Source organism: Streptomyces sp. NPDC005181, from assembly GCF_040608395.1.
Taxonomy (GTDB): domain Bacteria; phylum Actinomycetota; class Actinomycetes; order Streptomycetales; family Streptomycetaceae; genus Streptomyces.
Genome location: NZ_JBEXID010000001.1, coordinates 372,304 through 393,084, shown reverse-complemented (window position 1 = coordinate 393,084; position 20,781 = coordinate 372,304). Strand labels below are relative to the sequence as shown.

The window sequence follows — 20,781 nt, the reverse complement described above, 5'->3', positions numbered from 1 at the left end:
GTTGTTAATTCGTGTGATATTACTATATGGGGAAATTTTTCACGTTAAACAGTGCCCCTCGTCGCATCGGCCGCGTCATGTTTCACGTGAAACATGACGACGGTCCGACCTCAGTTCTGTGCGGCCCACCACTTCTTGAGCTCAGCAACCGCGGTGTCGTGCTCCATCGGACCGTTCTCCAACCGCAGCTCCAGCAGGAACGCGTATGCCTTACCGATCACCGGTCCAGGGCCGACGCCCAGCGTCTGCATGATCTCGTTGCCGTCCAGGTCGGGCCGGATGGCGTCCAGCTCCTCCTGGTTCTTCAGCTGCGCGATGCGCTCCTCAAGTGCGTCATACGTCCGCGAGAGGGCACTGGCCTTGCGCTTGTTCCGTGTCGTGCAGTCCGAGCGGGTCAGCTTGTGCAGCCGCTCCAGCAGCGGACCCGCATCGCGCACATACCGACGCACAGCGGAGTCGGTCCACTCCCCGTCGCCGTAGCCGTGGAAGCGCAGATGCAACTCCACCAGCTTCGAGACGTCCTTGATCATCTCGTTGGAGTACTTGAGCTCGGCCATTCGCCTCTTGACCATCTTGGCGCCCACCACCTCGTGGTGATGGAACGAGACGCGCCCATCCTTCTCGAAGCGCCGGGTCCGCGGCTTGCCGATGTCATGGAGCAGCGCCGCGAGCCGCAGAGTCAGATCGGGTCCGTCCTCCTCCAGCTCCATCGCCTGCTCCAGGACGATCAGCGAGTGCTCGTAGACATCCTTGTGACGGTGATGCTCGTCACTTTCCAGTCGCAGCGCGGGCAGCTCCGGCAGCACCTGCTGCGCCAGTCCTGTGGAGACCAGCAGGGCCAGACCCTTCCGGGGGTGCGCGGAGAGCAGCAGCTTGTTGAGCTCCTCACGGACCCGCTCGGCCGAGACGATCTCGATACGGCCTGCCATCTCCGTCATCGCGGTGACCACATCGGAGGCCACGTCGAAGTCCAGCTGCGCGGCAAAGCGCGCGGCGCGCAGCATGCGCAGCGGGTCGTCGGAGAACGATTCCTCGGGCGTCCCGGGGGTGCGCAGCACGCGCTCCGCCAGGTCCTCGAGGCCGCCGTGCGGGTCGATGAATTCCTTCTGCGGCAGCGCGACGGCCATCGCGTTGACCGTGAAGTCGCGGCGCACGAGGTCTTCCTCGATGGAGTCGCCGTAGGAAACCTCCGGCTTTCGCGAGGTCCTGTCGTACGCCTCCGACCGATACGTGGTGACTTCGATCTGGTAGCCGTTCTTCTGGCACCCCACCGTGCCGAAGGCGATACCGACCTCCCACACCGAGTCGGCCCACGGGCGGACGATCTTCAAGACGTCCTCGGGACGGGCATCAGTGGTGAAGTCCAGGTCGTTCCCCAGCCGGCCCAGAAGCGCGTCCCGGACCGAGCCGCCAACCAGGGCGAGACTGAATCCGGCATCCTGGAAGCGGCGGGCGAGGTCGTCGGCGACCGGGGACACCCGCAGCAGTTCGCTGACTGCTCGGTGCTGCACCTGGGTCAGGGCACTGGAAATGTCTTCATTGGCGTTCGGCACAACAGAAAAGGGTACGTGCCCGGACCGGCCCAGGCGTCATTGTTTCTTTCCGCCCTGCAAGACTCTCCCGATCACCAAGCGCACTCCCGAGCGCTGGGCCCCGGCGCACATCGTTACCATGCGGGGACGCAGCAACCGACAACGATCGACAGCAGCTGACTACGACGAGGGACGGACGGGCGCGTGGCCGAGGCGGCAGACATCCAGGGGATCAGTCACTCTCCTGCCCGCCGGTGGCTGCGGCGCACAGCCTCCGTGATCCTCGGGGCGCCACTCGTCGCCTCTCTGCTGGCCGGTCCGGCCGTGCCCGGGGCGCAGGCCGACGAGGCGAGCAAGGCTCCGACCGGCTCCAGCACCGTCGACGTGTCCCTGGACTCCCTGACCCCCAGCGCGCCGGTGAAGGGGGACGCGCTCACCGTCTCCGGCACTTTGACCAACAGGAGCAAGGAAACGGTCACCGATGCCCGGGTCGACCTGCGGGTGGGACCGCAGCTGTTCGGCAGGACATCCATCGACGCGGCCGCCGAACGCACGGGTTATGTGCCCGGCGGTGATCCGGTGGCGATCGGCGGCAAGTACACGCTGAAGATCGCGAAGCTCCCGTCCGGGGTCACCCGGGACTTCACGCTGTCCGTGCCCGTCGGCAAGCTGGGGCTCGACGACGCCGGTGTCTACCAGCTCGGTGTCTCGCTCTCCGGGCAGACCTCCCGTGTCCCGTACGAGCAGGTCCTCGGCATCGAGCGCACCTTCCTTCCCTGGCAGGAGGACGAGAGTGATTCCAGGACCCGGATCACCTACCTCTGGCCGCTGATCGCGTCGGCGCACCTCACTGCCGAGACGGGCTCCGACGAGCAGCAGACCCCGGTCTTCGCGGACGACGACCTTGCCGCGGAGCTCGCTCCGGGCGGACGCCTCGAGCAGATGGTCTCGCTGGGCAGCCAGCTGCCCGTGACCTGGGTGATCGACCCGGATCTGCTGGCCGGCGTCGACGCAATGACGAAGAGCTACCGCGTCAAGGTAGGCGAGACCACCGTCGCCGGGAAGAACCAGGCCGTCGCCAAGCAGTGGCTCGCCTCGCTGGAGGCAGCTGTGGCGAACCACAAAGTCGTCGCGCTGCCGTTCGCCGACCCGGATCTGGCGTCCCTCGCCCACCGCGGAAAGAATGTCTCGGGAAGCCTCAGCCACCTGCAGAACGCCACCGAGGTGGCCGACCTGACGGTAGAGACCGTCCTGCATGTGAAGCCGTCCACGGACTTCGCGTGGCCGGTCGACGGCGCCATCGATCCGTCGATCGTCGATGTCGCCACATCGGCCGGTGCGCACAACGTGATCGCCCGCAGCGACAGCCTCCAGGAGACCGGAGGGCTGCCGTACACGCCGAGCGCGGCCCGGCCGATCGGTGGCGGCACCACCGCCGTCGTCGCCGACTACCGGCTCTCCAGGGCCTTCGAGGGCGACATGTCGAATGCGGGGGATTCCACTCTCGCCGTTCAGAAGTTCCTCGCCACGACCCTCGCGCTGAACGAACAGGACACGGACGCCGAGCGCAGCATCGTCGTCGCACCGCAGAGGATGCCGACCGCCGCCCAGGCCCAGTCGATGGCACGCGCACTGCACGCCCTCGACGACGAACGGTGGACGCAGCCCCTCGACCTGGTGGGCGCGGCCGAGGCGAAGCCCGATGCCGGGGCGACGACGAGGGTCCCCGGGACCTCCCAGTACCCGAGGAAGCTCCGCAGCCAGGAGCTGCCCACCCAGGCCTTCCAGGACATCAAGGCCACCCAGGCCTCGCTCAACAGCTTCCAGGTCATCCTCACCCAGCCAGAGCGGGTCGTGACCCCCTTCGGCAACGCGATCAACCGGTCCATGTCGACGTCGTGGCGCGGCAGGCCACTGGAGGCACAGCAGTACCGGGACTCGGTACGCACGTACCTGCAAGGCCTCACCAACGAGGTGCAACTCATCTCCAAGTCGGACGTCACCCTGTCCGGCCGCAGCGCCACGATCCCGGTGACCGTGCAGAACAAGCTGGTGCAGGGTGTCGATCATCTGGTTCTCCGGCTGAAGTCGGACAACGCGACGCGGCTCAGGCTGAACAACGGCGGCGCGGTGGCAGAGAAGCCGATCCGCATCGCGGGCGGCCACAGCCAGTCCGTGAAGTTCGACGCCTCGGCGAACGCCAATGGCCAGGTTCAGGTGAGGGCGCAGCTCTACACCGAGGACGACACACCGTACGGCGAGGAGATGACCTTCACGGTGAAGGTCTCCGAGGTCACACCGACCGTGCTGCTGGTGATCGCCGGCGGACTGTTGCTGCTGGTCCTTGCGGGCATCAGGATGTACACCCATCGCAAGCGTGCCAACGCGGGCGGCCCGTCCGGAGGCGACGGCGGTGAACCCGAGCAGCCGAGTGACCCGACGCCGGACACCGGTCCGGAAAGCGGGGAGCCGTCGGGCACGGGTGAGAAAGTGGACCGTTGAGCGATGTCTGTCGTGGCCGGTCGGCCGGGGACAATGAGGTGGGGTATCGATGAACGCGCCGTACGACGGTGACCGCGGTCAGGGTGCGGGCGGAGCTGGGTCTTCCGACGGGTTCCCGGTGCCCTCGGACCCGGGGCAGGTGGATCCGGTGCCGGACCCGTATCTCCAGGACGCGTACAACCACGATCCCTACCGCGCTCAGGACCTCTCCGCCCAGGACCCGGTGGCCGAGGTGCTGTACGACCGCGCCGCACACCCGCCCCCGCCCCCTGGCACGTACCAGCAGCCGCAGCCGCTCTACCAGCAGCCGCCCGCGGCGCAGTACGCCCCCGATCCCCGCGTCTGGGCGCAGACCCCGCCGCCCGAGCCCGCCGGGCCGTCCTGGCACCTGCCGTACGGCGAGGACGCGGCAACCACCCAGTTCGTCGGCGTGGACGACCTGGTCACCCAGGCGTCCGAGGACCACGAGGAACCGGATGCGTTCGCGCACCTGTTCCGGGACCAGGAGGGGCCGGCCGGGCCCCCCGTTCCGTCCGAGCCGGAACCGGCTCCGGCGCCCGCCCCACCGAAGTCCGGCGGCCGGGCCTCCAGCCTGCTGAGGTCCAGCGCGGTGATGGCGGCCGGCACCCTGGTGTCCCGGCTCACCGGATTCGTACGCAGCCTGGTGATCACCGCTGCGCTGGGTGCGGCACTGCTCGGTGACAGTTTCACCATCGCGTACACGCTCCCGACAATGATCTACATCCTCACCGTCGGCGGCGGACTCAACTCGGTCTTCGTTCCACAGCTCGTCCGTTCCATGAAGGACGACGAGGACGGCGGCGAGGCCTACGCCAACCGCCTGCTGACCCTTGTGATGGTCGCGCTCGGCGTGATCGTGGCGATCGCCGTCTTCGCCGCCCCCCTGTTGATCCACCTGATGTCGAGCACCATCGCGATCGATCCTGCGGCCAACAACGTCGCCACCACGTTTGCCCGGTACTGCCTGCCGACCATCTTCTTCATGGGCGTGCATGTGGTGATGGGCCAGATCTTGAACGCACGCGGCAGGTTCGGCGCGATGATGTGGACCCCGGTCCTCAACAACATCGTCATGATCTTCACGTTCGGCATGTTCATCTGGGTCTACGGCACCTCCGCCGAATCCCACATGGGTGTGCAGACGATTCCGCCGGAGGGTATCCGGCTGCTGGGCATCGGCACGCTGCTCGGTCTGGTCGTCCAGGCCCTGGCGATGATTCCGTATCTGCTCGAGGCCGGCTTCCGCTTCCGTCCGCGCTTCGACTGGAAGGGCCACGGCCTCGGTAAGACGGTCAAGCTGGCCAAGTGGACCGTCCTGTTCGTCTTCGCCAACCAGGCCGGTGTCCTGGTCGTCACGCAGCTGGCGACCGCGGCCGGCAAGGCTTCCGGCAGGAACGGCGCGGGTTTCCTCGCCTACTCCAATGCCCAGCTGATCTGGGGAATGCCGCAGGCGATCATCACCGTCTCGGTCATGGCGGCCCTGCTGCCCCGTATCTCCCGCGCCGCCCATGACAACGACCCCGGCGCGGTCCGTGACGACATCTCCCAGGGGCTGCGCAACTCCGCCGTGGCGATCGTGCCGGTGGCCTTCGCGTTTCTCGCGCTCGGCGTCCCGATGTGCACCCTGCTGTACTCGTCCAGCGGCACCGAGGCTGCCCGGTCCATGGGCTTCATCCTGATGGCGTTCGGACTCGGCCTCATCCCGTACTCCGTGCAGTACGTCGTGCTGCGCGGCTTCTACGCGTACGAGGACACCCGCACGCCGTTCTACAACACGGTCATTGTCGCCGCGGTCAACGCTGCCGCCTCCGCTCTCTGCTACGTGGTCCTTCCGGCCCAGTGGGCCGTCGTCGGCATGGCAGCCTCGTACGGGCTGGCCTACACCGTCGGCGTGGGCATCGCCTGGCGTCGACTGCGCAACCGGCTGGGCGGCGACCTGGACGGCGCCCATGTCGTGCGTACGTACGCCCGCCTGTGCCTCGCGGCGATCCCCGCAGCGGTCATCGGCGGCGGCGTGGGCTTCGCCCTGCTGCTGGGCCTGGGCGAGGGTGCCTTCGGTTCGCTGATCGCGTTGATCTTCGGCGGGGCCGCGCTCATGGGGGTCTTCTTCGTCGCTGCGAAGCGCATGCGGATCGAAGAGATCAACGGCATGGTCGGTATGGTCCGCGGACGGCTCGGACGCTGAAGACCGGCGGCCCGCACAACCATCGCCGGTCTCCGTGTGTCGTGCATAGCGCTGGAGTGTGGGCACAATTGGCGTGACTGTGCAGAGCTGGCTGGCATCGCGCAACGGATGGGGAGGCAGGAACGACGGTGGCGGAACGTAGCACGGCTGCCGTCGACGTGGCCGACAACAGCGGTGATGAACCGCTGACCGCCAAGGCGGATGAGGCCACGACCGACGGGACGACAGAAGCCCAGGACACGGAGGGCACAAGCCCCCAGGACGCGGACGGTGAGCGAAGCAGCTCTGAAGCCGCCGCAGCGACCCCGGACCTGCACAGCGGTCACAAACTGGCCAGACGCTACCGGCTGGAGGAATGTGTCACCCGTCTGGACGGATTCAGCAGCTGGCGTGCTGTCGACGAGAAACTGCGCCGCGCGGTGGGTGTTCATCTGCTCCCGGCGGACCATCCACGAGCCCGTTCCGTGCTGGCCGCGGCCCGGTCCTCCGCGCTGCTCGGGGACCCGCGATTCGTGCAGGTCCTCGACGCGGTCGAGGAGGACGACCTCGTCTATGTCGTCCACGAATGGCTCCCCGACGCCACCGAGCTCACGGCTCTGCTGGCCGCTGGCCCGATGGACGCTCACGACGCCTACCAACTGGTCAGCCAGGTATCCCAGGCCATGGCCGCCGCACACCGCGAGGGCCTCGCGCATCTGAGGCTCACCCCGGGCGCGGTACTGCGGAGTTCGACCGGCCAGTACCGGATCCGCGGCCTCGCCGTGAACGCCGCCCTGCGCGGCATTACCGCCGACGGTCCGCAGCGCGCAGACACCGAGGCGATCGGCGCCCTGCTCTATGCCGCATTGACGCAGCGCTGGCCGTACGAGATCGATGCCTACGGTCTCACCGGGCTCCCCAAGGGTGTGGGGCTGATCGCCCCCGACCAGGTGCGGGCTGGAGTTCACCGCGGCCTCTCCGAACTCGCCATGCGCGCCCTCGCCAACGACGGGGCCACCGCCTCCCGGCAGGAACAGCCGTGCACCACGCCTGATGAGCTGGCCAAGGCGGTCGCGGCAATGCCCCGCATCCGCCCGCCGGAGCCCACCTTCACGGCTCCGCCCGAGTACCAGCGCACGACCTACCAGCAGGGCAGCTACGGGCGTCCGCCCGCCGGCCCCGGCGTTCCCGCGACGCAGCCCGTCATGGCCCCACCGCCGGCACCGCTCCAGAGCCGCACCGGCAAGGCTCTCAAGTGGGCCGTGTCAGCCCTCCTCATCGCTGCCCTCGGCCTCGGCAGCTGGCAGCTCGCGGAGACGCTCCTCGACCGCGGCAACGAAACGGACGACCCGGGAACCACACAGACGGATCCGGAGAACGGCGACAAACCTTCTCCTGCCCCGGCCAAGCCGCTGCGGCTCAGCGGTGCGACAGAGTTCATGCCCAGCGGGTCGGGAATCAAGCAACAGGACGCACCGAACGCCGTCGACGGCAAGTCCGACACTGCCTGGATCACCCCCAGGTACAAGGGCTACCCGAATTTCGGGAACCTCCCGCCCCGCAGAGACGGCAGCGGCATAGTCGTTGACCTGGGCAGTGTGCAGAACGTCAGAGGCATCAAGGTCCAGCTGTACCGCAGCGGCCAGACGACCGAAGTGCTCGCAGCTGCCGAGGATGCCTCCGCTCCGTCGTCGCTTTCGGATTTCCCGCAGCGCCTCACCAAGAAGAGCAAGGCAGGAAGCAGCCTGGAGGAGACGCTCGCCAAGCCCGTACGCACCCGCTACGTGCTGATCCATGTCACCGAACTCCCACCGGACGGGTCGGACTTCCGTGGCGGGATCTCGGAGATCTCCGTACTCGGCTGACCGAGCAGGCCGGCAGGGACCATCCTCCCTGCCGGCCTGCTGCATGTCCGGCCGCTGATGACCGCAGCCCTCACTGAACCGATCTTCCTCATCTCTATGCCGCACGGCACATGAATCGTGATAGACAGACGGCCCCGACGCACAGAGGGAGGGAGGGAGGGGAGGTGGCCTCCGAGCCGTCAGAGCCACTCAGCGACTCAGACCTCCTCGCTCGCCATGTAGCCGGTGAACCGGATGCTTTCGGTGAGCTCGTCCGACGCCACCGAGACCGGCTGTGGGCCGTGGCACTACGGACCCTGGGGGACCGCGAGGAAGCGGCCGATGCGGTCCAGGACGCCCTGGTCTCCGCCTTCCGGGCCGCCCACACCTTCCGCGGCCAGTCCGCCGTCACCACCTGGCTGCACCGCATCACTGTCAACGCATGCCTCGACCGGGTCCGTAAAGCCGCCACACGCAAGACCTCACCGGTCGACGACACCGAGCGGCTTGAGCAGCTCCTTGAGCCTCACGAATCCGCCGAGGCGCCGGCCGAACGCCAGGATCTGCACCGTGAACTTCTGGCAGCGCTCGGCACCCTTCCCACCGAGCAGCGCGCCGCGCTTGTGCTCGTGGACATGCAGGGCTACCCAGTGGCCGAGGCCGCCCGCATCCTCGACGTACCGACCGGCACGGTGAAGAGCCGCTGCGCGCGGGGCCGGGCCCGGCTCGCTCCTCTGCTCGTCCATCTGCGCAGCGAGGGCGGAAAGGCCGGTGAACTCAGCCCCGGAAGGAACCGGACGCAGAGAGCATCCGTCCCACCCGCGTCGGGGCCGAGTGACACAGGAACCAGTGATCCTGCCGGAGTGAAGGGCGGAGGTGGACACACATGACATCAACGGCCGACACGACCCAGCACCCGGATGTCTCGGAGATCTCCGACCTCACCGAAGGACTGCTGTCTCCGTCCCGCACGACGGAAGTACGCCGCCACGTGGACGAGTGCGGCATCTGCGGAGACGTCCTGGTCTCTCTCGAAGAGATTCGTGGGCTGCTCGGCGCCCTGCCTGCCCTCGAGCGCATGCCCGACGACATCGCAGACCGTATCGATGCCGCACTGGCTGCCGAACCACTTCTCGCCCCCACGACACCGGACGACGCGGCAGATGTTTCACGTGAAACCGAGACCGCCCCGGTAGACGATCAGGAAGCCGGAGACCAGGAGACAGAGGGCCAGAAGCCACAACCCACCCTCGCGAACCGTCCTACGGGACACCCGCGGGCCGCAGCCGGCCCCGGCCGCCGGCCGACGCGACGACGACGCCGCACCATCGTTCTCGGCACAGCCCTCGGCACGGCCATCGTCGGCGTGAGCGTCCTCATGCTGCAGACGGTCCAGACTTCCCAGAACTCCGCCGCCACCAGCAAGGCTGCGGACAGCGGCGTCAGCGCCTCCGAGGACGGAGTGAACGCGTTCTCGGGCTCCCCGCTCAGCCAGCGCGTGGAAGCGCTCCTCAGCGGCACCGGCATGCCCGCCTCAGGGGAATCGGACGAGAAACGCCCGCCGTCCGTCGATATGCAATCGACCCCCGATACCGAATCCCCCACACCCCCCTCGGGCAAAACGCCATGGCGCACCCCCGCCGCGACCGTCCCCGCCTGCATCCAGCAGGGCATCGGACGAAGGACTGCCGCTCTCGCCATCGAGGAAGGCACCTACGAGGGAACGCACGCATACCTCGTCGTTCTGCCGCACCAGACCGACGCAGCGCTCGTCCAGGCCTATGTCATGGACGCCAGTTGTGTCGACGTAGACCCCACGGGCAAGGGAACGCTGCTCCTGACCCACACCTACAGCCGCCCCTGAAAATGGTGCCGGGCGCCGCTCCGGCACGTCGGGAATGCATCCCCCGTAGGATCCGTTGGGTGGGGTGTGAGTCGTTGAACCGACCCCATTAGGCGTGGACAGTAGGCAGTCTGCAGAGACGAGGAAGAAGCCCGTGAGCGACGTCCGTAATGTGATCATCATCGGCTCCGGGCCTGCGGGCTACACCGCGGCCCTCTATACCGCGCGTGCGTCGCTGAAGCCTCTGGTGTTCGAGGGCGCCGTGACTGCTGGTGGCGCTCTGATGAACACCACCGACGTGGAGAACTTCCCGGGGTTCCAGGACGGGATCATGGGCCCCGAGCTCATGGACAACATGCGTGCCCAGGCGGAGCGGTTCGGCGCCGAGCTCGTCCCCGACGACGTGGTTGCCGTCGATCTGGCCGGTGACATCAAGACCGTCACCGACACGGCGGGCACGGTGCACCGCGCCAAGGCCGTCATCGTCACCACCGGCTCTCAGCACCGCAAGCTCGGGCTGCCGAACGAGGACGCCCTGTCCGGACGTGGTGTCTCCTGGTGCGCGACCTGTGACGGCTTCTTCTTCAAGGACCAGGACATCGCTGTGGTCGGCGGTGGCGACACGGCCATGGAGGAGGCGACGTTCCTCTCCCGCTTCGCCAAGTCGGTCACGATCGTCCACCGACGCGACTCGCTGCGGGCTTCCAAGGCCATGCAGGAGCGGGCCTTCGCCGACCCGAAGATCAAGTTTGCCTGGGACAGCGAGGTCGCCGGGGTCCACGGCGAGCAGAAACTCTCCGGTCTGACGCTGCGCAACACCAAGACCGGCGAGCTGTCCGAGCTCGCGGCCACCGGCCTGTTCATCGCCGTCGGCCACGACCCGCGTACGGAGCTCTTCAAGGGCCAGCTCGACCTCGATGAGGACGGCTACCTCAAGGTCGATGCTCCGTCGACGCGCACCAACCTGACCGGTGTCTTCGGTGCCGGCGACGTCGTCGACCACACCTACCGGCAGGCCGTCACCGCTGCCGGCACCGGCTGCTCCGCCGCTCTCGACGCCGAGCGCTTCCTCTCTGCGCTTGCCGACGAGGAGAAGGCCGCTGCGGCCTCCGCCTGATCCACGCCTCTCTCACCCCACACCCCCGCAAAGTTAAGGAGGCCGCCGTGGCCGGCGCCCTGAAGAACGTGACTGACGACTCCTTTGACGAGGACGTCCTGAAGAGCGAGAAGCCCGTACTGGTGGACTTCTGGGCCGCATGGTGCGGTCCGTGCCGCCAGATCGCCCCGTCGCTGGAGGCAATCGCGGCTGAGCACGGCGACAAGATCGAGATCGTCAAGCTCAACATCGACGAGAACCCGGCCACCGCTGCCAAGTACGGCGTGATGTCCATCCCGACGCTGAACGTGTACCAGGGCGGCGAGGTCGCCAAGACCATCGTCGGCGCCAAGCCGAAGGCCGCCATCCTCCGCGACCTCGAAGGCTTCATCGCCGAGTAGGGCCACGGTCCGCTGTTTCACGTGAAACGGGTCCATCCCCAAGGGATGGACCCGTTTCACGTTCTCGTCGGCTCCCCGATCACAGCGGGCGCAGCGCCGGCTCCTTCTGCACGGCACCGAGCAGCCGGTCCAGCGCCAGTTCGACGTCTTCCTTCCACGAGAGCGTCGTGCGCAGCTCCAGTCTCAGCCGCGGATGAACCGGATGCGGGCGCACTGTCTTGAAGCCCACCGCCAGCAGATGGTCCGCCGGGAGCACACAGGCCGGCTCCTTCCACCGGGTATCCCCGAACGCCTCGATCGCCTTGAATCCCCTTTGCAGCAGATCTTTGGCAACGGTCTGCACCATGACCCGCCCCAGACCCTGGCCCTGGTAGCCGGGCGTGATCCAAGCAGTCATCAACTGCACGGCGTCGGGGGAGACCGGACTGGTGGGAAAGGCGGTCGAGCGCGGCACATACGCCGGCGGCGCATAGAGAACGAAGCCGACCGGTACGTCGTCCACATAGACGACGCGGCCGCAAGATCCCCATTCCAGAAGGACAGCGGAGATCCAGGCTTCCTTCTCCAGCTCCGGGGTCCCTGCTTTTATCGCAGCTTCCCCACTGACCGGATCAAGCTCCCAGAAGACACACGAGCGGCACCGCTTGGGGAGATCGGGAAGGTTATCCAGTGTGAGCGGTACGAGCCGCCGTCCCATGAAGGCTGTTCCTCGCTTCCTTCGCCCGCCGCGCGTGCGGCGGCCAATGCGCTCCGTTCACGGAGCAGGCCGCCGACAAAACCTCCGACAGCCCCCAGGCCCAGCCCTACTGTCACCAGTTGGCTGCGGCTCACTGATCGCATGGCCCTCCCTCCGCCGAGGTGGATCAAGCTGGATGTGCCATACCAGAACGAATCGTATCCACCCGGAGATGAAGTCGATACCGTAAGAAAGCAAAGGGCGGGCTGTGTTCCGGCATGTTCCGGAATACAGCCCGCCCCAACGTGCTTCCGCCGGCCGTCAGCTGTCGCTGTCCTCGGCAGTCTCTTCGGAGAGACTCCGCTCCAGCACGCGGCCCTCACCTGGCGCCAAGCTGTCGAGAATGCGGTCCAGATCTTCCATCGAGGCGAACTCGACGACGATCTTTCCCTTCTCGCGCCCGAGGTCGACCTTCACCCTGGTCTCGAAACGGTCCGAGAGTCGGGAAGCAAGGTCGGTGAGCGCGGGCGACACCCGGCCGCCGGCCCGGGGACCCCTGGACTTGGGCGCGCTGCTGGGGCGGGAGCCCATCAGCGTCACGATCTCCTCGACTGCTCGCACCGACAGCCCCTCGGCCACGATGCGATGGGCCAGCCGGTCCTGCTCCTCGGAGTCGTCCACGGACAGCAGCGCCCTCGCGTGACCGGCGGACAGCACCCCGGCAGCGACCCTGCGCTGCACCGGCGGAGAAAGCCGCAGCAGTCGCAGCGTGTTGGACACCTGCGGACGGGAGCGCCCGATCCGGTCGGCCAGCTGGTCATGCGTGCACTTGAAGTCCTTGAGCAGCTGGTCGTACGCGGCTGCTTCCTCCAGCGGGTTCAGTTGAGCCCGGTGCAGGTTCTCCAGGAGCGCGTCCAGAAGCAGCTTTTCGTCGTCCGTGGCCCGGACAATGGCGGGGATCCGCTCCAGACCGGCCTCACGGCAGGCCCTCCAGCGCCGCTCGCCCATGATGAGCTCGTAGCGCTCCGACCCCACCTTCCGCACGACTACAGGCTGGAGCAGCCCGACCTCCTTGATGGAGGTGACCAGCTCCGCCAATGCGTCCTCGTCGAACACTTCACGGGGCTGACGAGGGTTCGGAGTGATGGAACCGAGAGGAACCTCGGCGAAGTACGCCCCCGCGGCATCCGTCGGCCCCGAGGACGACTCGGACTCCGCGGGTGCACTCGGCTCCGGCACTGCGGGAGCGGCTGTGAGCGTAGCCACCTTCGCGGTGGCCACGCCCCGCTCGGTCGTCATCACCGGGATCACGCCCGGCGAGTCCGAACCAGCTCCTGGGGCCGACACCTGACGTTCCTGCGGGGCAGCGGGAATCAGTGCACCGAGCCCACGCCCCAACCCTCTACGACGCTCACTCACTGGATCCCCTCCGAAATGTTCTGCTGGCTGTTCTGGCTGCCCGTCTGGGCATGCTGAGCCTCGTAATGAACTCCGACCCCCCGCAGGGCGATCTCACGAGCGGCTTCAAGATACGACAGGGATCCACTGGAACCCGGGTCGTAGGTCAATACGGTCTGTCCGTAGCTCGGCGCCTCCGAGATCCGCACCGACCGAGGAATGCTTGTGCGCAGCACTTCCTTGCCGAAGTGGCTGCGCACCTCCTCTGCCACCTGGGATGCGAGCCTGGTCCTGCCGTCGTACATGGTGAGCAGGATCGTCGACACATGCAGGTCGGGGTTGAGATGCCCCCGAACGAGGTCGACGTTCCTCAGCAGCTGCCCCAGTCCCTCCAGCGCGTAGTACTCGCACTGGATAGGAATCAGCACTTCGGCGCCCGCGACCAGGGCATTGACCGTCAGCAGACCGAGCGAAGGCGGGCAGTCGATGAGGATGTAGTCCAACGGCTGCTCATACGCCTGAATCGCCCGCTGCAGTCGACTCTCCCGCGCCACCAGCGACACCAGCTCGATCTCCGCACCGGCGAGATCAATGGTGGCGGGGGCGCAGAAGAGACCTTCGACGTCCGGGACGGGCTGAACCACGTCAGAGAGCGGCTTGCTCTCGACCAGGACGTCATAGATGGAGGGGACCTCGGCATGGTGATCAATGCCCAGTGCTGTGGAGGCGTTGCCCTGCGGGTCGAGGTCGACCACAAGAACGCGTGCCCCGTGAAGGGCCAGCGAGGCGGCAAGGTTGACCGTCGTGGTGGTCTTGCCCACCCCGCCCTTCTGGTTGGCCACCACCATGACGCGCGTCTGGTCAGGGCGGGGCAGCCCCTCGCCGGCGCGGCCGAGAGCCTCGACCGCCAGCTGGGCCGCACGACCGATGGGTGTGTCATCCATCGGCGGCGGTGTTTCACGTGAAACACCGTCCCCCGCCGATTCGGTTCGGGGACCGGGGACCGGATCGGTCATCGGTCCCGCGATATTGGCGTCGGACCGCAAGGATTCACTCTCCTCGACTTCAGGCTCGCAATGAGCAGAGCCTGCCATGCTTTCGGGGTCGTGAACCAGCGAGGCCCGCTCTTCTGTGGATGAATCCACATCTGTGGACAACTCCGTAGCCCTAACGGGCCTGCGATGCCGCGGCGCGGCAGCCGCGCGACCGCGACTGATGATTCCATGCAGCAGAGAGCGACGTTTCACGTGAAACACGATGCCCCTGCAGCGTAGCTACAGGGGCACGACACTCCGCATGCGGTACGTATGGCTGCCGACGCGGAGCATCACGGATAAACGGCGCGAACTGTATGTAACACACTGTCGCAGCGTTACGTCGCGGTCTCAGCGACGCCGGCGCGTACGACTGACCCTGGCGGCCTTCGCCCTCTTTGCGGCGAACCTCACACCGCCCGGACTCTCACCGACCACCACCCGCACCACAGTGGACATCGGTTCGACCACACCCTCACCGACGTGCAGCACCTCGGTCTCCACCACGCCGAGCTTGCTCAAGGCCGCACGCGCGCCGTTGATCTCCTCCTCGGCCGTATCGCCCTTGAGCGCAAGCATCTCTCCGTACGGACGCAACAGCGGCACGCCCCAGCCCGCCAGCCGATCGAGCGGCGCCACGGCACGAGCAGTCACAACATGAACCGGCTGCAGCGTCCCCAGGACCTCCTCGGCCCGGCCGCGGACGACCGTCACGTGGTCCAGCCCCAGCAGCTCGACAACTTCCTGAAGGAAATTCGTCCGCCGGAGCAGCGGCTCCAGCAGGGTGATCTTCAGATCCGGACGCACCAGCGCCAGCGGAATGCCAGGGAGGCCGGCGCCGGAGCCCACATCGCAGACCGTGACACCCTCGGGCACGACCTCGGATAGCACCGCACAGTTCAGCAGATGCCGCTCCCAGAGCCGCGGCACCTCACGAGGACCGATCAGCCCTCGCTTGACCCCGGCATCGGCAAGCAGCTCCGCGTACCGGACAGCCTCCGGGAAGAACTCACCGAAAACCGCCCGCGCCTCTTCGGGCGCCTGGGGAAGTTCTACCTCCGCCGTCACGGGAACCGTCCTTCCGTACCGCATTACCGCACTGTGGGTGGCTGACTATCAGGCTGACAAAGATCGGCCCCGCCTGCGAACAGACGGGGCCGACAGAACAACGGTCCGGTCAGGCCGGGAGAACGACGACGAAGCGCTGCGGCTCCTCGCCCTCCGACTCACTGCGCAGACCCGCGGCCGCGACCGCATCATGCACAACCTTGCGCTCGAACGGCGTCATCGGGTCCAGCTTGACCGGTTCACCGGTCTTCTTGACCTCGTCCGCGGCCTTGGCACCCAGCTCGGCGAGGACCGCGCGCTTCTTGGCCCGGAAGCCCGCGATGTCCAGCATCAGCCGGCTACGGTCACCGGTCTCCCGGTGCACGGCCAGTCGCGTCAGCTCCTGGAGCGCCTCCAGCACCTCACCGTCCCGGCCCACGAGCTTCTGCAGTTCACGTGCCGAATCGCTGATGATCGAGACCGCGGCCCGGTCCGCCTCGACATCCATGTCGATGTCACCGTCGAGGTCGGCGATGTCGAGCAGGCCCTCGAGGTAGTCGGCCGCGATCTCCCCTTCCTGCTCGAGGCGGGTCAAGGTGTCGCTGCCCTCAGCGGCCGTGGAGGTGGTGCCTTCCGTCACGGATGGACTCCTTCTTACTTCTTGGACGGGTGCTTGGGCCGCTGCGGGCCCTTGCGCTGTCCGGACTTGGCTTGGCGTGAGGAGCCGGACACGGGCTTGCCCGCCGGCTTGGGCTTGTCGTCCTGCGGTGCGTCCTGCTTCTCCAGCGAGGTCTTGGACTCCGACTCGGTGGAGTCGGCTTCCTTCGTCGCGCCCGGCTGGACGGCACCGCTCTGACGCTTCGCCTTGGTCTGGCGCTTGGGCTGCTGGCGCTTCTGCGCGGCTCCGCCCTCGGCCTCGGCGAGAGCGGTGTCGCTCTTCGTCACCGTGCCGTCCTCCTGGGCAGTGAGGCCGAGCTTGGCCAGTCCGGTGATGAACTTCCGCTCGATGTCGTTGCGGTCCGAGCCCTTGGAGACGATCCGCTTGACGGTATTGCGCTTGGTCCTGCCACGCACCTCACCGTGAGCGGTGACGCTCTTCAGCAGACGTCCCAGGTACTGGTCCTGCGCCTTGCTGCCCGGGGTCGGGTTCTGGTTGATCACGTACATCTGCTGACCCATGGTCCAGACGTTGGTGGTCAGCCAGTAGACGAGGACACCGACAGGGAAGTTGATGCCCATGACGGCGAAGATCAGCGGGAAAATGTACATCAGCATCTTCTGCTGCTGCATGTACGGCGTCTTGACCGTCAGGTCGACGTTCTTGGTCATCAGCTGGCGCTGGGTGAAGAACTGTGACGCCGACATCAGGATGATCATGACCGCGGTGACGACACGGACGTCGCCCAGCGAGGCACCGAGCGCCTCGACCTTGCCCGCGCTGTCCGTGAACTTCGCAGCGAGGGGCGCACCGAAGATGTGTGCCTGACGGGCGCTGTCGAGCAGCGGCTGGTCGATGACACCGATCGTCTTGCCCGAGGCGATGGCCGAGAGCACGTGATACAGGGCAAAGAAGAACGGCGACTGAGCCAGGATGGGAAGGCACGAGGAGAGCGGGTTGGTACCCGTCTCCTTGTACAGCTTCATCATCTCTTCGGACTGACGCTGCTTGTCGCTCTTGTAGCGCTCCTGGATCGCCTTCATCTTCGGCTGGAGCACCTGCATGTTCCGGGTCGACTTGATCTGCTTAACAAAAAGCGGGATCAGGCAGATCCGGATCAGCACCACCAGGGACACGATGGACAGGCCCCAGGCCCAGCCCGTGTCATCACCGAAGATCGCTCCGTACAGCGTGTGGAACTGGACGATGACCCACGAAACGGGGTAGGTGATAAAGCTGAACAGACTGGCAATCGTGTCCACTAATCAGGCTCCTTGAGCTTTGGGCGAGGTCTCTGAGGCCGGGCTGGGGGGTTCGGAGGCCGTTCCCCCAGGAGGCACATCAGCGGCGGAGTCCCCGCCCTTGCTGCCACGTATGGCATTACGCAGCAGTTCGTGCCAACGCGGGCGTTTGCGTGGCGGGACGTGATCCACGCCGCCTGGTGACCACGGATTGCATCGCAGGATGCGCCATGCGGTCAGCGCCGTTCCCTTGATCGCTCCGTGCCGGTCGATCGCCGTATATCCATAGTGGGAACACGACGGGTAGTAACGGCAGACAGGCCCGAGTAGTGGGCTGATCGTCCACTGATACAGCTTGATAAGAGCCAGCAGCGGGTACTTCATCGCGCGCCCCCTCCCAGCAGCCGCTGAAGGGCGGCATCCAGGTCTCGGGCCAGCTGTTCATGGTCGGCGTCACCCGATCCGGGTAGCGCTCGTACGACAACCAGGCTACCGGGAGGCAGCAGGGCCAGTCGTTCGCGGACCAGATGGCGAAGCCTGCGCTTCACGGCTGTGCGTACGACCGCTCCACCCACGGCTTTGCTGACAACGAAACCCGCACGCGGCGGGGGAGCACTCTCCCCAGTCACGTGCGGGTCCGTTGCACCGCTGCGTAGATGGACGACGAGTAGCGGGCGGCCGGCCCGGCGTCCTCGACGTACTGCGGTCGCGAAGTCCTCGCGCCGCCTCAGCCGATTCTCGGTAGGCAGCACGTCATGACCTGTACGCGATCAGGCGGACAGGTTGGCGCGACCCTTGCCACGGCGGGACGCGAGAATCGCGCGGCCGGCACGGGTGCGCATACGCAGCCGGAAGCCGTGGGTCTTCGCGCGACGACGGTTGTTCGGCTGGAAGGTGCGCTTGCTCACTCGGGGGCTCCAGAAATGATCGTGTGTTGGCGGGACATCGCCTGGCTGTCACCGTGCGCCCACGAGAGACTCGCGTAAACGCCTTAGTGCACCGCTTCACAATCACTGATCGTGATCTTTGCCCATCGGAGGCAGGCGGCAGCAGCCATCGACAACTCGACCTGGTCACGGTACGCGCGGCTACGCCATCCGGTCAAACCGGCTCCTCGGTGGCCCCGCAATGGTCCTGCAACGACCCGCGCTGTACACAGGCTGTGGACAACAACTTGAACGACGCGGGTCGGCCTGACTACCGTGGCTGAACTCCGGTTCTTTTTCTTCCCGCCTGCCGGGCCTTACCCATCCCGTCCCGAGAACCACACATTCGTGGGACCAGCGAGAGAGCGTGCCTTGTGGCTGACGTACCTGCCGATCTTGCCGCAGTGTGGCCACGAGTGCTGGAGCAACTCCTCGGGGAGGGCCAGCAGGGCATCGAGCCGAAGGACAAGCAGTGGATCGAGCGCTGCCAGCCGCTCGCACTCGTCGCCGACACTGCGCTGCTCGCCGTACCCAACGAATGGGGCAAGCGTGTCCTGGAGGGCCGGCTCGCGCCGCTCATCAGCGAAACGCTGAGCCGGGAGTGCGGCCGCCCGATCCGGATCGCGATCACCGTCGACGACTCCGCGGGCGAACCGCCGAACCCGCCGGCGCCCCCCATGCACCAGCCCCAGCAGCACCGCTACCAGGGACCGCAGCACGACGAGCGGCACCACAACGACGCGTACGAGGGTTACGGCCACCGACCCGCGGACGACGGCATGCCGACGGCCCGGCCCGCCTACCCCGACTACCAGCAGCAGCGTCACGAGCCGGGCGCCTGGCCGCGCACCCCGGAGGATCTCTCCTGGCAGCAGCCCCGGCTCGGCGGCTTCCAGGAGCGCGACACGTCTGCGGAGCAGTGGCGTGAGCAGCAGCACGACTACCGGTCGCAGCCGCCGCAGCACGACTACCGGTCGCAGCCGCCCGAGCGCCAGGGTTACGAGCAGCGCCCCGAGCGCCACGACATGCCCGAGCCCCAGCACCGGCAGGGCGGCCCCGGCACCGGACGCCCCGGCGGCGCCACCGGCCCGATGGGCGCACAGCCCGCACCCGCGCCCGGTCCCGGCGAGCCGCATGCCCGGCTGAACCCGAAGTACCTCTTCGACACCTTTGTCATCGGTGCGTCCAACCGCTTCGCGCACGCGGCGGCCGTCGCCGTCGCCGAGGCACCTGCGAAGGCGTACAACCCGCTCTTCATCTACGGGGAGTCGGGGCTCGGCAAGACCCACCTGCTGCATGCCATCGGGCACTACGCGCGCAGCCTCTACCCGGGGACCCGGGTGCGCTACGTGAGTTCCGAAGAGTTCACCAACGAGTTCATCAACTCGATCCGCGACGGCAAGGGCGACACCTTCCGCAAGCGGTACCGCGATGTGGACATCCTGCTGGTCGACGACATCCAGTTCCTGGCGAGCAAGGAGTCGACGCAGGAGGAGTTCTTCCACACCTTCAATACGCTCCACAACGCCAACAAGCAGATCGTGCTGTCCTCGGACCGGCCGCCCAAGCAGCTGGTCACCCTGGAGGACCGGCTGCGGAACCGCTTCGAGTGGGGGCTGACCACCGATGTGCAGCCGCCGGAACTGGAGACGCGGATCGCGATCCTTCGCAAGAAGGCGGTGCAGGAGCAGCTCAACGCCCCGCCGGAGGTCCTGGAGTTCATCGCGTCCCGCATCTCGCGCAACATCCGCGAGCTGGAGGGCGCGCTGATCCGGGTGACTGCCTTCGCCAGCCTCAACCGGCAGCCGGTGGACCTCGGGCTGACCGAGATCGTGCTCAAGGACCTGATCCCGGGCGGCGAGGACTCGGCTCCGGAGATCACGGCGTCGGCCATCATGGCGGCGACCGCGGACTACTTCGGTCTGACGGTGGAGGATCTCTGCGGATCCTCGCGCAGCCGGGTGCTGGTGACGGCTCGCCAGATCGCGATGTACCTCTGCCGGGAGCTGACGGATCTCTCGCTGCCCAAGATCGGTGCGCAGTTCGGCGGTCGCGACCATACGACCGTGATGCACGCGGACCGCAAGATCCGCGCGCTGATGGCGGAGCGGCGCTCCATCTACAACCAGGTCACCGAGCTCACCAACCGCATCAAGAACGGCTGACGGAGCGCCGGTACGGCCTCTTGTCACACTCTGTACAGCGCCGGACGGGCGCCCTGGAGGGACTCTCACCCAGTCCTCGGGGCGCCCTTCGTCGTTTCCGGGCGCCCGCGAAGGTGTCCCGAGCGCTTCCAGGGGGCTTCCGAAACATCTCCACGGACCCCCGCACCGTCTCGATGAGCCTCATGAGCGCTTCCGAAGAGCGTCCGGAGCACGTCCTAGACCTCTCCGGACGG

Annotated in this window: 18 protein-coding genes; 8 read left to right on the top strand and 10 right to left on the bottom strand. The window is 67.1% G+C overall.

What is annotated here, in order from left to right:
* Window positions 1-110 precede the first annotated feature (110 nt).
* Complete coding sequence (locus ABZV38_RS01870; protein WP_356323447.1) at window positions 111-1,553, bottom strand: CCA tRNA nucleotidyltransferase; 1,443 nt, start codon at window positions 1,551-1,553, stop codon at window positions 111-113.
* 183 nt (window positions 1,554-1,736) lie between these two features.
* Here ABZV38_RS01870 and ABZV38_RS01865 point away from each other — a divergent pair, with 183 nt between their 5' ends.
* The 7 genes from ABZV38_RS01865 to trxA all read left to right on the top strand — a co-directional run bounded on the left by ABZV38_RS01865 (window position 1,737) and on the right by trxA (window position 11,403).
* Window positions 1,737-4,034, top strand: a complete 2,298-nt coding sequence (locus ABZV38_RS01865; protein WP_356323445.1) for a DUF6049 family protein — start codon at window positions 1,737-1,739, stop codon at window positions 4,032-4,034.
* A gap of 49 nt (window positions 4,035-4,083) precedes the next feature.
* Window positions 4,084-6,240 carry a murein biosynthesis integral membrane protein MurJ gene (gene murJ / locus ABZV38_RS01860; RefSeq protein ID WP_356323443.1) on the top strand — a complete coding sequence of 719 codons (2,157 nt, stop codon included), beginning with the start codon at window positions 4,084-4,086 and terminating at the stop codon, window positions 6,238-6,240.
* 128 nt (window positions 6,241-6,368) lie between these two features.
* Window positions 6,369-8,084 (top strand): protein kinase family protein, encoded by a 1,716-nt coding sequence (locus ABZV38_RS01855; RefSeq protein WP_356323441.1) that lies wholly within the window; start codon window positions 6,369-6,371, stop codon window positions 8,082-8,084.
* A 164-nt stretch (window positions 8,085-8,248) separates the two neighbouring features.
* The gene (gene sigM / locus ABZV38_RS01850) at window positions 8,249-8,953 is read left to right on the top strand and encodes an RNA polymerase sigma factor SigM (RefSeq protein WP_356323439.1); all 705 of its coding nucleotides are present in this window, start codon (window positions 8,249-8,251) and stop codon (window positions 8,951-8,953) included.
* A complete protein-coding gene (locus tag ABZV38_RS01845; protein ID WP_356323437.1) occupies window positions 8,950-9,927 on the top strand; it encodes a hypothetical protein in 978 nt (325 codons plus the stop codon). The genes sigM and ABZV38_RS01845 overlap by 4 nt, the downstream gene beginning before the upstream one ends.
* Window positions 9,928-10,060: 133 nt before the next feature.
* Complete coding sequence (trxB, locus tag ABZV38_RS01840; protein ID WP_356323435.1) at window positions 10,061-11,023, top strand: thioredoxin-disulfide reductase; 963 nt, start codon at window positions 10,061-10,063, stop codon at window positions 11,021-11,023.
* A 47-nt stretch (window positions 11,024-11,070) separates the two neighbouring features.
* Window positions 11,071-11,403, top strand: coding sequence for a thioredoxin (gene trxA / locus ABZV38_RS01835; RefSeq protein WP_030930508.1), 333 nt, complete (start codon window positions 11,071-11,073; stop codon window positions 11,401-11,403).
* A 79-nt stretch (window positions 11,404-11,482) separates the two neighbouring features.
* Here the strand turns inward: trxA and ABZV38_RS01830 are convergent, their stop codons facing one another.
* From ABZV38_RS01830 to rpmH, 9 genes are all read right to left on the bottom strand, one after another.
* Window positions 11,483-12,100, bottom strand: coding sequence for a GNAT family N-acetyltransferase (locus tag ABZV38_RS01830; protein ID WP_356323433.1), 618 nt, complete (start codon window positions 12,098-12,100; stop codon window positions 11,483-11,485).
* Between the two features lie 300 nt (window positions 12,101-12,400).
* A complete protein-coding gene (locus tag ABZV38_RS01825; protein ID WP_356323431.1) occupies window positions 12,401-13,498 on the bottom strand; it encodes a ParB/RepB/Spo0J family partition protein in 1,098 nt (365 codons plus the stop codon).
* Window positions 13,495-14,571, bottom strand: coding sequence for a ParA family protein (locus ABZV38_RS01820; protein ID WP_356323482.1), 1,077 nt, complete (start codon window positions 14,569-14,571; stop codon window positions 13,495-13,497). Before ABZV38_RS01820 ends, ABZV38_RS01825 begins: the two co-directional genes overlap by 4 nt.
* 291 nt (window positions 14,572-14,862) lie before the next feature.
* Window positions 14,863-15,579 carry a 16S rRNA (guanine(527)-N(7))-methyltransferase RsmG gene (gene rsmG, locus ABZV38_RS01815; protein WP_356323429.1) on the bottom strand — a complete coding sequence of 239 codons (717 nt, stop codon included), beginning with the start codon at window positions 15,577-15,579 and terminating at the stop codon, window positions 14,863-14,865.
* 109 nt (window positions 15,580-15,688) lie between these two features.
* Window positions 15,689-16,198, bottom strand: coding sequence for a R3H domain-containing nucleic acid-binding protein (locus tag ABZV38_RS01810; protein ID WP_030930494.1), 510 nt, complete (start codon window positions 16,196-16,198; stop codon window positions 15,689-15,691).
* Between the two features lie 14 nt (window positions 16,199-16,212).
* Complete coding sequence (gene yidC, locus ABZV38_RS01805; protein WP_356323426.1) at window positions 16,213-17,478, bottom strand: membrane protein insertase YidC; 1,266 nt, start codon at window positions 17,476-17,478, stop codon at window positions 16,213-16,215.
* A gap of 3 nt (window positions 17,479-17,481) precedes the next feature.
* Window positions 17,482-17,841, bottom strand: coding sequence for a membrane protein insertion efficiency factor YidD (gene yidD, locus ABZV38_RS01800; protein ID WP_356323424.1), 360 nt, complete (start codon window positions 17,839-17,841; stop codon window positions 17,482-17,484).
* Window positions 17,838-18,209: a ribonuclease P protein component gene (gene rnpA / locus ABZV38_RS01795; RefSeq protein WP_078852784.1), complete on the bottom strand. Its 372-nt coding sequence runs from the start codon at window positions 18,207-18,209 to the stop codon at window positions 17,838-17,840. Before rnpA ends, yidD begins: the two co-directional genes overlap by 4 nt.
* Before the next feature lie 18 nt (window positions 18,210-18,227).
* On the bottom strand, window positions 18,228-18,365 hold the full coding sequence (gene rpmH / locus ABZV38_RS01790; protein WP_030930485.1) for a 50S ribosomal protein L34: 138 nt from the start codon (window positions 18,363-18,365) through the stop codon (window positions 18,228-18,230).
* A 392-nt stretch (window positions 18,366-18,757) separates the two neighbouring features.
* Between rpmH and dnaA the strand changes: the two genes are divergently transcribed.
* Window positions 18,758-20,548 (top strand): chromosomal replication initiator protein DnaA, encoded by a 1,791-nt coding sequence (gene dnaA / locus ABZV38_RS01785; RefSeq protein ID WP_356323421.1) that lies wholly within the window; start codon window positions 18,758-18,760, stop codon window positions 20,546-20,548.
* Window positions 20,549-20,781: the final 233 nt, after the last annotated feature.